Here is a 12039-nt window from a genome sequence, read left to right on the forward strand (position 1 = left end):
CGGGAGCCGGGATTGTTAAGGGTACGGCGATAGTACCCTTAACACGTTCACAGGAATCGGTGTTTCAGAGAAACGATGAACATGAGGTGAACGGAACCCATTCTCTGAGATAGCATGTTATTACCTCCGCCAATACACTTTCTGATACAGAGGCGTTAACTGACCGACGTTGCGCCATCTGGCGGCTTTTTTATATCCTCAAAACGGGCTGGCGTTTTGGGCCGTCATCCATTCCTGACTGACCGGATGCCTGAAATGCAGTTCACTGGCATGCAGCATCAGTCTCGACGTCCGTTCGGTGCCTGGCAGCAGACGCCCACCATATAAATCGCACCCCAAAATGGGATGCCCCAACTGCTGACAGTGGATCCGCAACTGGTGGGTACGCCCGGTTTCAGGTGTCAGCCGTACCCGCGTCAAAGCGAGTAACTCCCCATCTTGCTGGCGATGATGAAAACGCTCAATAACCTGATAGCGCGAGCGCGCGGGTTTACCGTTAATGGGGCAAATCGACATCAGTGGAAACAGCGCCGGGTCTTTGGCAATCGCTGCATCTATAACGCCTTCATCGTTTTTCAGATGCCCGCACAACAACGCACTATACACCTTGCTTACCGCGCGCTGACTGAACTGCTGGCAAAGCGCGGCGTTGATAGCCTTGTTACGGGCAATCACCATCAGCCCTGACGTCCCAAAATCAAGCCGATGTACCAGCGTACAGCCGGGGTAAATCTGTACCAGCCGGTGATGTACCGAATCGAAATTCTGCGGGTTTTTCCCCGACAAGCTAAGCAGTCCGGTGGGTTTATTGATAAGCACCAGATGCTCGTCCTGATAGAGGATCGCTATCTCCTCATGACAAGGCGGGGCAATAAAGGTATCGAGGATCGTAGACATGAGCGGCCAGGATGAAGTGTGGAAACGGATGATAGCGAATTTTTACCACGCAGGCGAATCAGGGCGCTTAACCAATGACAATCATTGCATGATAGAGTGTGGGATATCCTGAGTGCGATGAGAGGGTTACACCGTGCAACAAATCGATTTCTACATGGTAGATGCCTTTACCACTACGACGTTTGGCGGTAATGCCGCAGCAGTATGCCCGCTCGATGACTGGTTGCCCGATGAAATATTATTAAAAATGTCGCAGCAGCATAACCAGTCGGAAACCGCTTTTTTTGTCGCCAATGAGAATGGCTTCGAGCTGCGTTGGTTTACCACGCAAGGCGAAATTAATCTGTGTGGGCACGCCACGCTTGCCGCCGCACATGTCATCTTTGAACATCTGGATTTCCCGGAAGCGACCATCCATTTTGCCACCCGTTTTGTGGGTCCACTGACGGTCACGCGCAGCGGTGATTGGCTGACGCTTGATTTTCCTGCCTGGCAAAGCGAACCTGCCGAACCGCCCGCCTTACTGCTGGAAACATTAGGCATCACCGAATATAAAGAAGTGCGCGTCGCGCGCGATTACATGGTCGTGATGGAGAATCAACAGCAGGTTGAGGCTGTGCGCCCGAATATCCACGCCATGATTCCCCTCGGGAAAATGGTATGTATCACCGCGCCGGGTGACGGGGAATACGATTTCGTCAGCCGTTTCTTCTGCCCGGGTGAAGCAGTCGCAGAAGACCCGGTTACAGGTTCGACGCATAGCATGCTGATTCCTTACTGGGCTGCAAAACTGAATAAAACGCAGATGCTGGCGCGCCAGGTCTCTGAACGCGGCGGCGATTTACGCTGCCAGCTGACAGGAACGCGTGTTTATATTGGTGGACAAGCAGTAACTTATCTGACGGGTAAAGTGCTGTTACGCTAGCAGCCTTACCCAAATTAACCAATCCATGGAGGATTTATGGCGAACAAACTCGTGCAGATACACTTTGATTTTCCTGGTCCATTTGGCGCTGAGATGTCACATCAGCTTGTTGAACTGGCAGAATCCATCAACCAGGAGCCGGGTTTCATCTGGAAAATCTGGACCGAGAACGCAGCAAACCACGAAGCGGGTGGCATCTACCTGTTTCAGGATGAAGACAGCGCTCTGGCCTATATCAAAAAACACACGGCCCGCCTGAAGCACCTGGGAGTGGAAGACGTGACGTGCAAAATCTTCGATATCAATGAACCGTTAAGTAAGATTAACCACGGCCATATCGGCTAATTTTTGGCTTTAACGCCCCGCCCCGAGGCGCTTCTTCACTCCCCTGCTTTACCCTCATCAAAAGCGTTCCCCCTCTTTCACCGCGCCAGGATAGCTATATAACGTGGGTCACGTTTGCCTTAGTTCACAAAATCATCATCTGTGAAAACTATCACTAGCCGAACGCGGTATGAAAGCGTATAAAATAATACAAACAGTATTATTTTATACAAAATGAATTACCACTAACTACAGGAGATTCTCTTATGTCCGTGGACATTACATTGAACTCATCTGCAGGAGGTTTTCCGCCTGCAGGTCATTACTCGCACAGTACAACGGCTGGCGGATTCGTCTTCATTTCTGGTCAGTTGCCGGTCACAAGTGATGGCGAAAAAAAAACCGAGGCCTCTTTTGAAGAGCAGACGCGGCTGGTACTGCAGAATATTGATGCCTGCCTGGCTGGCGCTGGGGTTTCTCGACAGCACCTGGTGTCAGTACGCGTCTATGTAACAGATATCAACCAATGGCCAACGTTTAACAAAATCTATGGGGAGTGGATCGGTGATTTCCGGCCCTCCCGCGCGGTAGCGGGCGTTGCAGAACTTCATTATGGTTTCGCGCTGGAAGTTGAAGCTATAGCCCTGGCCCCACAAGCATGACGTTTAACGACATACAGGTGAACAACAATGACTGAGATGACACTGCCTGATTATAACGATGTTGCCGCCGCGGCAGAGCGCATCGCCGACTATGCCAACAAAACGCCGGTGATGACCTCCCGAACGGTTAATGACGAATTTGGTGCTGAAGTTTTCTTCAAGTGCGAAAACTTCCAGAGAATGGGCGCGTTTAAATTTCGCGGAGCCATGAATGCGTTACGCCAGTTCACGCCAGAACAACGCGCTACGGGCGTCGTCACCTTTTCGTCCGGCAACCATGCGCAGGCCATTGCCCTGTCGGCAAAATTGTTGGGGATCCCGGCGACGATTATCATGCCGCATGATGCCCCGGCGGCTAAAGTTGCAGCCACAAAAGGCTATGGTGGAAATGTGGTGATTTACGATCGCTATACCGAAGATCGTGAAAAAATCGGACGGGAGCTGGCAGAGAAACAAGGATTGACGCTGATCCCGCCATACGACCATCCGCACGTGATTGCGGGCCAGGGCACCGCCACAAAAGAGCTGATTGAAGAAGTGGGTCAGCTAGACGTTCTTTTCGTGTGTCTGGGCGGCGGCGGCCTGCTTTCGGGCTCCTCACTGGCAGCCAGACATCTGTCACCTGACTGCATCATCTATGGTGTCGAGCCGGAGGCAGGAAACGATGGTCAACAGTCGTTTCGCAGCGGAAAGATTGTTCATATCGATACGCCGAAAACCATTGCTGACGGTGCTCAGACCCAACATCTCGGGAATATTACGTTTCCGATTATCCAGCGAAATGTGCACGATATTCTGACTGTCTCAGACGATGAATTAGTCGCCTCGATGAAATTTATCGCTGAGCGAATGAAAATTGTCGTGGAGCCGACTGGCTGTCTGGGTTTTGCCGCCGCCAGAGCGCGCAAAACTGAACTTCGCGGCAAGAAAATCGGCATTATCATCAGCGGCGGGAACGTGGATATCAGCCGCTACAGTGAATTCCTTGCCGAGTAATTAAGAAGGTATCTGCCATGCGGATACCTTATTACCGTCTGAACACTCGCGTCTGGAAAAGCGAACCCTGCTCACTGTAAACTGCCCGCAATCATGGCAACAGGCATCACCGCAGGAGACTGGCATGCCAAAAACCGATAACAACTCATTTCTCAGCCAAATTGACACTATCGCCAGGGGCTTGAGCGAGACCTTCTCGCCGTTTTGCGAAGTGGTGGTTCATGATCTCAAAAATCCTGAACATGCCATTTTGTCCATCCATAATAACCTGTCCGGGCGAGAACCCGGCCAACCGGCAACAGAACTGGGTCTGGCGCGAATCGCATCGCCTGAATTCCCCAGCATTATAGCCAACTACAGCAACCAGTTTGCCGATGGCCGCCCGGTGAAAAGTACCTCCATCGGCATCAAGGATGATGAAGGCAAATACGTAGCAGCACTCTGTCTGAACGTGGATATGACGCTGTTTCGTGGCATGCAGAGTGCCCTTGCGCGTTTTACTGAAACCGCGGACTCTCCCATTAAGGAACATATCGATCCCGGCAGTAACGAAGTCATCCGCCAGCGTATCGATGACTTTGCCGCTAAATGCGCAACGACGGCCCGCGCCCTGAAACCTGAAGACCGTAAACGACTGATTCAACAATTACGCAAAGACGGTTTGCTGAACGTACGAAAATCTATGGACACAGTGGCGCAGCATCTGGGCGTCTCCAGAGCAACCGCGTATCTGTATGCCCGCCAGTCGGCTCAGGCTGGCGAATAAGCCCGGTTATGCGGCGCTCAGCAAGGTATATCCGCCTGGCTCATGCAGCAAGCCAGCGCGGCATATTCCCCCAATCGCGGTGCATCCAGCCATTGATAAGTTCATTAAGTTGCTGACGATCCCGTAGGTGATTTTGCATATTTTGAATTCCTGATAATTGACTATTTTTGAACGTCTGCTACGCCTGTGGAATCTAATCCCGGGAATAGGCAAAAGTTTGATTTATTCAACAAGGTTACCCGCCGATAAAACAACGATTCCCTGTCGCTGCACAAAAAAAATAAACCTTTATGATCGTGTGATTTTTTAACAACCACAGAGTGAGTGTTTTTTGTACAGACACAACAAAAATCACCGTCCGCTAATAACAGACTTCGCCTGATTTAATAAATATTCATAACCATTAATCATGGTAACTTATTGATTTAAATGAATTAAAATACAAACAACTTCACATCATCAATAATAGACAGGCGGAATATATAAATAGCGTGATATCTAAATTATAATTCTTTTACATCCGGCTGATTGGTGAGGTTAGAATGCGGTTAATAGTCATGTTGGTAAGCGTTGTGCTCTCCACCCAGCTTTGGGCGGGTGAACTTTCCAGGCCCACCGGTAAAGTTCTTTTAACGTTATCCGGTAATATTGAAAATACAAATGAAGACGGGAAAGCAGTTTTTGATACCGCCAGCCTTGAGAAGCTGGGCATGGTAAGTTTTCAGACCACCTCCCCCTGGTATAATGGACGTACGACCTTTACGGGTATTCCACTACAAAAACTCATGGATTATGTTGGAGCGAGCGGCTCCGTTGTAAAGGTTACTGCGCTTAATGACTACACCACCGTTATCCCTCTCAGTGATTTCAAAAAATACAATGCCATCCTTGCTTTAAAAATCAACGGAAAATATATGCGCATCCGTGATAAAGGCCCATTATTCATTGTGTATCCCTATGACAGCATGCCGGAACTAAATAATCAGATTTATTATTCAAGGTCTGCATGGCAGGTCAGTAGTATGGATATTGAGTAAGCGTTCAGAGGAACATCATGAACAGAATACTGGCTGGCATCATCTTTTTTCTTTTTATATCGACCGGATATATCTCTTTCCTCGTGCATGAAAGGCAACAAGAGCTACAGAAACTGACTCACTACACCGATTCCTGGTCTGCCGCTCAGTTGGTATCTCAATATTACCGATTTGAATCGTTGCTTGGTCTTTACACTATCGATGATACGATGAATCTTGATGATGTACGCATGCGTCTCGACATTATGCTCAGCCAGAGTGATTTGATAAAAGAAGGTGATTTGGGGCGCTACATAGAAAGCAATATTGCCCACCGTGAGCTAGCGGTAACACTTGAAAATATCCTTAGTTATCTGGATGATAATCTCGAGAAAATGAACCGTCCAGCACTCCAGGCGTATCTGAAAAAAATGCATACCCTGGATGCACAACTTGGGCGTCTTTCATCCGGCGCATTAAACAAAGATGTAAATTCGATTAATAACGCCAACCAAAAAATTCAAACGCTGTACTATATTTACTCAACGACATCTGTACTGCTAATAATACTGAGTGCGATTCTGGGCGTGCTCATTTTTTATCAAAACAGAAATATTCTGCGGGCGCACCTTCAGGTCAAGAGTCTTGCCGAAGAACTGCAGAAATCGAAGGAAAAGCTACAAATTCAGAATGCCAAACTGGAATATGACGTCTACCATGACTCGCTCACCGAGATGAATAACCGCCAGCTATTCTGGAGCGATTTAAATAAAACAATCGAAATGGCAGAGAAAAATAACGATGCTGTGACGGTGATGTTGTTTGATTTAGATCGATTCAAAGAGGTCAATGATACGTATGGTCATGATGCCGGTGATATGTTACTGCGCCAGATATCCGATCGTCTGATTTCGACAAGCCTAACGTCGGATACGCTGTATCGCTTAGGCGGGGATGAGTTTGCGTTTCTCTCAAGTGGTCTGACAGAAAGTCGGGCCGTTTCGCGAGCCCAGAAAATATGTGAGTTTATCAGCCAGCCCTACACCATTTACAACACAATTATCAACATAACCACCTGTGTTGGCATTGTTATCTCAGAAAATGAGCGCCGCTCCGACTATCTTTATAAATTTGCCGATCTGGCACTTTATGAAGCCAAAAATGAAGGCTCTGGCAAGATAAAAGTCTTCCGGCAACGAATGTTAGAAAAATTGCAAGAAAGCAGAACGCTTGAGCATGATATGGCATTAGCAATAGTGAACAAAGAGTTCGTGGTGTATTACCAGCCTATTGTCGATTCTTTCAGTCAGAAAATATACAGCTATGAGGCGCTTATTCGTTGGGTCCATCCTCTCAAGGGCCTCTTGTCGCCGGATAGCTTTATTCCTGTTGCTGAAAAAACAGGGATGATTAATGAGATGGGGAAAGCGGTGCTGGAAATTGCCTGCAGGGAAGCCGCGGGTTGGGCGGTTCCGGCTAAAATTTCAGTCAATGTCTCCCCTGTCCAGCTAAGCAGCAAGGCCTTTGCAGGAATCGTGTTAACCATTCTGAAAGAAACTGGACTTCCACCTGACCGCCTCGAACTGGAAGTGACTGAATCCTCTCTCTTTACCGAGAGTGCTACACCGATAAATACGCTTAATAAGCTCCGGGCCCTGGGGGTAAAAATCTCCATCGATGATTTTGGTACCGGATACTCTTCTCTTTCGCGCCTCAGCAGACTTGCCTTCGATAAAATCAAAATAGACAAGTCCTTTGTGCATTCGATATCTACGCAGGAAGACGCCCTGACTATCATCAAACTGATCACGGGTATGGCGAAATCTCTCAATATGAAGGCTGTTGCAGAAGGTGTTGAAACGCAGGAGCAACTGACAAGACTTCAGGCTCTGGGCTGCGATTTCGCGCAAGGATATCTGTTTGGCAAACCTCAGCCTTGTATCGATGAAGAAATCAGAAACGGTTAAATCGCGGTCGGCACATTTGCCCGTGGGTGCAGGGCCGCATTTTTATCATCGATTACACACCGTGAAAATTATCCCTGCTTAAACGCATCAGAAAACGGCAGGGATAACCTTCGCGAACAACGGATATTTTTGCCCCAGATTTACTCGCTATCAGGCTAATTAATCATTAACCGTAGGGCTAAATCCTTCGGATAAGGATCAAAATAGTTCTGGGTAAGTAAATAGCTGTCTGGGTATTCAGCAAGGTAGTGCTTGAGCAGAGTCAGTGGCGCCAATATTGGCAGCAGTCCGCCGCTATAGTTGAGGATAACGTCACGCAACTCTCCGCGCTGGCGGGTGTTCAACCGATCGCGGAAGTAGCCCTGAATATGCATCAGTACGTTGGTGTGATTTTTCCGTGAGGCGGGCTTTTTGAGGATCGCCATTAGCTTTTCGCGATATACCACGAAAAAAGCGTCCAAATCATCCCACTGATGGAGCGAGGCCACGAAAGGGCCAATATCCCGGTAACCCGCCTGGTGATGAGCCAAAAGCTGGAGCTTATAGCGGCTGTGGAAGTTGAGTAAACCGTGGCGAGTAAGACCAGTGGCTCGCAGCATATTAAGTTCATGTAACGCGAACACTCGCTCGACAAAGTTCTCCCTCAGCACCGGATCGTGCAAGCGGCCATCTTCTTCGACCGGCAACCACGGGTAGGTTTCCATTAATGTGCCGGTAAACAGACCGGTTCCCTCTTTTCGCCCGCGATTTCCCTTTTCGTCATACAGCCTCACTCTCTCCATTCCGCAGCTCGGTGATTTAGCACAGACGATAAAACCCGACAGACCGCCAAGCCCATTGATATATGAAGCGGTGAAATCGGACATTTTATCGGTGACATCCTCACCAGGCGCATGGCTAAAACACATGCGGATATTCCCCTGGGCGGTTTGAACCAAACGCAACGCGGGGCGTGGTACAGGCAAACCGATGGACATCTCCGGGCAGACAGGTTTAAAAGTCACCCACTGAGCCAGCTCGTCCATCACAAACCCCATCCGTTTATGCCCGCCGTCGAATCGCACGGCTGAGCCGGTTAAACATCCACTAATCCCGATGACAGGTTGAGTGTTCATAACGCCCCCTCTTTTTTTGACGCCCTTTTTCGGGAAGAAAAGTATGACTGTTTCACTAATAAATCATAGCGTACGTTATTTATCTGTCGCAGGCTCCCTACGAAAAACAGGTTAACCAATTTAAGTAAATATGCGCAGCGAAAGTTGGTAATTCCCCTGAACGGTTCTATAGTCGGGACTGCTTCTCATTACAGGGTTCACTAATGCGATTTAACGGACTGACTAAAGGTTTCTTCATTTTCATACTTGCCCTCGTGACCTGGGCGTTCTTCGATGTGTTGTCTCCCTATTTCTCTGCCATTTTGTGGGCCGCAATCTTAACCACCATCTTTAACCCGGTGAAAAACAGACTGCGCAGCGCGCTTGGCGAACGTAACGGGCTGGCGTCACTGCTCACCATCGGCATCATCTGTCTGATTGTTTTTATCCCACTGATGGTGATCTTCTCCTCGTTGGCTATTGAGCTGAACGTGGTGTATGCCAAATTACAACAAAACGACACTCAGTTCCCGGAAGTGGTCACCGCCATTATTTCGTATCTTCCTGACTGGGCCAGAGGATTCCTCGCAGAACATAATCTGGATAACGTCGCGCAGATCCAGAAAAAACTGTCCGACGTTGTACTGCAGGGTGGACAGTACCTCGCCGGCAGCGCGTTCCTGATTGGTAAGGGGACATTCGGCTTTGCTATTAGCTTTGGCATCATGCTGTATCTGCTGTTTTTCTTACTGAAGGACGGGCCGTTCCTGGTGCGCCAGATTCTGGACTCATTACCGCTTTCTGATTTTGCCAAACAGCACCTGTTTGCCAAATTCGTCGGCGTGACGCGGGCAACGGTCAAGGGCACGGCGGTCGTGGCGTTGGTTCAGGGTATTCTTGGCGGCATCGCGTTTGCAATTGTCGACATCGACGGCAGCGTCCTGTGGGGCGCGCTGATGGCGTTTCTCTCCCTCGTGCCCGCGGTCGGCTCAGCGATCGTCTGGGTACCTGCGGCAATCTTCCTCTTCGCCACGCACCAGCTGTGGCAAGGGCTGTTTATCGTTGGCTTCTTCGTGATTATCGTCGGGCTGGTGGACAATATCCTGCGCCCGCTACTGGTGGGTAAAGACACCAAAATGCCGGATTATCTGATTCTGATTTCCACTCTCGGCGGAATGGAGATCTACGGCATTAACGGCTTTGTGATTGGCCCCCTGATTGCCGCACTGTTCATTACCTGCTGGAACCTGTTTTCCGGGCGCGATCATGAAGGTAACGTGGAAGGAATCGACGAAGCCTTTATGGAAGAAGGAAAAAATCCTCCAGATTTATGATGGCAGGACGATAACAGAAGGCGGTCCTGAGACCGCCTTTTTTATTTTCACGCAAAATCATACGTTTCCTATAATTTCAATCATGCTTATTCATTAATCGTCGCAGAAGGAACTAATCAGTGCGAATTGCCACAATCACCAACTGGGCCTACAGCGCGACGGTGTGTCTGACCATTGCCTCCGGCGTTGTCATGTTGATGGCCTCCAGCGCCGATAACACCGAACGGCAGGTGGTGGAGCAGCGTTATCAATTCGATCAACTGACCGAAGAAGTCGAGCTCGATGCCTGGTCGCTGTCCAGTCTGGCACGCGAATATGTTATTGCAAAAGACCCGGAAGCGCTTAACGCCTACCGCCAGAAAGAAGCGTCGCTGAAAGGCGTTGAACAGCGACTGTCGAAACTAAAAGACATTGGGGCGACGGATGAAGAGCTGGCGCTATTGCATGAAGGGCTGCAGATTGTTGATACCCTGCAGGATGAGCAAGCTGCGGCGCTTGCCAGCGTCGCGCGCGGAGAAGAGTCGCAGGCCATCGCCCTGCTGTATGGCAAATCCTATGAACAGGAACTGGAGCGAGCCCAGGACCGGATAGATCATTTCCGTCAGTTACTCGACAGCCGCGTACGCAACACCATTGAAGATGCCACTCAGACATCGCGCACGCTACGTACGGCTTCGGAAGTGATGGTCGGGCTGACGGCGCTGTTATTTTTGTTCGTTCTCGGTTTTATTTTAAAACGCCGCGTACTGCGTCCCGTGGTGCGTTTGAGCGATGTGGTTAACCGTCTGGCGTCGCAGGATTACGCCGTTGAGACACCCAGCTTTAATCAGATCGATGAAATCGGCGATATGGCACAGGCGATCCGCATTTTTCGCGAGAACGGTCTGGCACGTCAGCGACTGGAGAAAGAACGAGACGCCGACTGGGCAATCCGCGAGCTGCTCGCACGTATGACTCAACGTTTGCAAGGCTGCGAGAATTTTGCCGATGTCATTAATGTGGCAGAGCTGTTTGCGCCGAATGTTGCTCCCGGTATTGCCGGGCGGCTTTACATACTGGATCGAGAGCCCTGGCAAATGCGCTGCGTTGCGCAATGGCTTTCACCGCAGGGCAAAGCGGATGCTTTCCACCCGGACGAATGCTGGGCAGTGCGCCGCGGTCAGAGCCATCCACCGGTGCAAGGCGAACCCGATATCGCCTGCTACCATCTACCGGAATCATGCCAGCAGCATACCCTATGCGTGCCACTGATTGCCCAGGGTGAAGCCATCGGCCTGCTCTCATTCCAGAACCTCAGCAATGATTCCGCTCCCTCTCGCGCGTATCTGGAACTGATGGCGGAAGCACTCGGTCTGGCGTTAGCCAACCAGCGCCTGCGTGATGCGCTGCTGGAGAAAGCACTCTACGACCCGCTAACCGGCCTGCGCAACCGTCATCATCTGGAAGATACGCTGCGCACCCAGATGAGCCAGGCAGTGCGTAACAAAGAGCCAATCAGTTGCCTGATGATCGATATCGATCATTTCAAAAATATTAACGACCGCTTTGGCCATGAGGCGGGCGATAGCGTGATAAAAAGTATCGCCACCACTATTCAGCGCGTTGTACATGATAGCGGCATGGCCTTCCGCTACGGCGGTGAAGAGTTTCTGGTGTTGCTGGCCAATACGGATGAGCAGGCCGCCAACCGCTTTGCGACAGATATTTATAATGGTGTACGCGAACTGTCGCTGCGCTTTGGACTCTCAGAGATTGGTCACGTTGATGTCTCTATCGGCGTTGCCAGCTATCCGCAGCACGCCCAGAGCGACAATCTTCTGCGCGCCGCAGACGTGGCGCTGTATCGCGCGAAAGAGTTAGGCCGTTCGCGCATCGTGAGCTTTGGCATGCTGGAAGCGAGCTAAGATACGCCAGTACGCCGCGCATCGCTTTACCTCTGCGCCAGGCGGTGATATGTTGACTGGATGAACACAAAACACAATATCACCGCGTTTAATCACAACCTGTGGTGGCTGCCTTCTTAAAGGCGGTCAGAATGTGTTTTCCCCATTTTAAATA

The 12039-nt window shown here is 50.0% G+C and carries 11 protein-coding genes; 9 read left to right on the forward strand and 2 right to left on the reverse strand.

Annotated elements, in window-relative coordinates:
- Positions 1 to 198: 198 nt before the first annotated feature.
- Positions 199 to 897: an RluA family pseudouridine synthase gene (locus tag FDW87_RS14010; protein ID WP_137379858.1), complete on the reverse strand. Its 699-nt coding sequence runs from the start codon at positions 895 to 897 to the stop codon at positions 199 to 201.
- Between the two features lie 133 nt (positions 898 to 1030).
- On the opposite strand from FDW87_RS14010, the gene FDW87_RS14015 reads away from it, so the two are divergent.
- The 7 genes from FDW87_RS14015 (at position 1031) to FDW87_RS14045 (ending at position 7553) form a co-directional block, all read left to right on the forward strand.
- Positions 1031 to 1822 (forward strand): PhzF family phenazine biosynthesis protein, encoded by a 792-nt coding sequence (locus FDW87_RS14015; RefSeq protein WP_065554474.1) that lies wholly within the window; start codon positions 1031 to 1033, stop codon positions 1820 to 1822.
- A gap of 36 nt (positions 1823 to 1858) precedes the next feature.
- On the forward strand, positions 1859 to 2167 hold the full coding sequence (locus FDW87_RS14020) for a monooxygenase (protein WP_016152978.1): 309 nt from the start codon (positions 1859 to 1861) through the stop codon (positions 2165 to 2167).
- Positions 2168 to 2412: 245 nt separating this feature from the next.
- A complete protein-coding gene (locus FDW87_RS14025; RefSeq protein ID WP_019076721.1) occupies positions 2413 to 2808 on the forward strand; it encodes a RidA family protein in 396 nt (131 codons plus the stop codon).
- Between the two features lie 27 nt (positions 2809 to 2835).
- Entirely contained in the window at positions 2836 to 3804 is a 969-nt protein-coding gene (locus FDW87_RS14030; RefSeq protein ID WP_137379859.1) for a threo-3-hydroxy-L-aspartate ammonia-lyase, read from the forward strand.
- A gap of 124 nt (positions 3805 to 3928) precedes the next feature.
- Positions 3929 to 4570 carry a transcriptional regulator gene (locus FDW87_RS14035; protein ID WP_137379860.1) on the forward strand — a complete coding sequence of 214 codons (642 nt, stop codon included), beginning with the start codon at positions 3929 to 3931 and terminating at the stop codon, positions 4568 to 4570.
- 542 nt (positions 4571 to 5112) lie between these two features.
- The gene (locus tag FDW87_RS14040; protein ID WP_016152974.1) at positions 5113 to 5607 is read left to right on the forward strand and encodes a molybdopterin-dependent oxidoreductase; all 495 of its coding nucleotides are present in this window, start codon (positions 5113 to 5115) and stop codon (positions 5605 to 5607) included.
- Between the two features lie 17 nt (positions 5608 to 5624).
- Positions 5625 to 7553, forward strand: coding sequence for a bifunctional diguanylate cyclase/phosphodiesterase (locus FDW87_RS14045; RefSeq protein ID WP_047500552.1), 1929 nt, complete (start codon positions 5625 to 5627; stop codon positions 7551 to 7553).
- Between the two features lie 155 nt (positions 7554 to 7708).
- Here the strand turns inward: FDW87_RS14045 and FDW87_RS14050 are convergent, their stop codons facing one another.
- A complete protein-coding gene (locus FDW87_RS14050) occupies positions 7709 to 8668 on the reverse strand; it encodes a DUF523 and DUF1722 domain-containing protein (RefSeq protein WP_075849136.1) in 960 nt (319 codons plus the stop codon).
- Positions 8669 to 8871: 203 nt separating this feature from the next.
- Between FDW87_RS14050 and FDW87_RS14055 the strand changes: the two genes are divergently transcribed.
- Both FDW87_RS14055 and FDW87_RS14060 read left to right on the forward strand, forming a co-directional pair.
- Positions 8872 to 9981 (forward strand): AI-2E family transporter, encoded by a 1110-nt coding sequence (locus tag FDW87_RS14055; RefSeq protein WP_053389371.1) that lies wholly within the window; start codon positions 8872 to 8874, stop codon positions 9979 to 9981.
- 119 nt (positions 9982 to 10100) lie between these two features.
- Positions 10101 to 11885, forward strand: coding sequence for a diguanylate cyclase (locus FDW87_RS14060; RefSeq protein WP_049043192.1), 1785 nt, complete (start codon positions 10101 to 10103; stop codon positions 11883 to 11885).
- The last annotated feature ends 154 nt before the right edge of the window (positions 11886 to 12039 follow it).

Origin of the sequence: Citrobacter sp. wls826 (assembly GCF_005281245.1) — a bacterium.
GTDB classification, from domain to species: Bacteria; Pseudomonadota; Gammaproteobacteria; order Enterobacterales; family Enterobacteriaceae; genus Citrobacter; species Citrobacter braakii.

Excerpts from the sequence above, each read along its gene's own strand:
- FDW87_RS14035 (WP_137379860.1), top strand. The coding sequence starts at position 3,929 with ATGCCAAAAACCGATAACAACTCATTTCTCAGCCAAATTGACACTATC.
- FDW87_RS14045 (WP_047500552.1), top strand. The coding sequence starts at position 5,625 with ATGAACAGAATACTGGCTGGCATCATCTTTTTTCTTTTTATATCGACC.
- FDW87_RS14050 (WP_075849136.1), bottom strand. The coding sequence starts at position 8,668 with ATGAACACTCAACCTGTCATCGGGATTAGTGGATGTTTAACCGGCTCA.
- FDW87_RS14020 (WP_016152978.1), top strand. The coding sequence starts at position 1,859 with ATGGCGAACAAACTCGTGCAGATACACTTTGATTTTCCTGGTCCATTT.
- FDW87_RS14040 (WP_016152974.1), top strand. The coding sequence starts at position 5,113 with ATGCGGTTAATAGTCATGTTGGTAAGCGTTGTGCTCTCCACCCAGCTT.
- FDW87_RS14010 (WP_137379858.1), bottom strand. The coding sequence starts at position 897 with ATGTCTACGATCCTCGATACCTTTATTGCCCCGCCTTGTCATGAGGAG.
- FDW87_RS14030 (WP_137379859.1), top strand. The coding sequence starts at position 2,836 with ATGACTGAGATGACACTGCCTGATTATAACGATGTTGCCGCCGCGGCA.
- FDW87_RS14055 (WP_053389371.1), top strand. The coding sequence starts at position 8,872 with ATGCGATTTAACGGACTGACTAAAGGTTTCTTCATTTTCATACTTGCC.
- FDW87_RS14025 (WP_019076721.1), top strand. The coding sequence starts at position 2,413 with ATGTCCGTGGACATTACATTGAACTCATCTGCAGGAGGTTTTCCGCCT.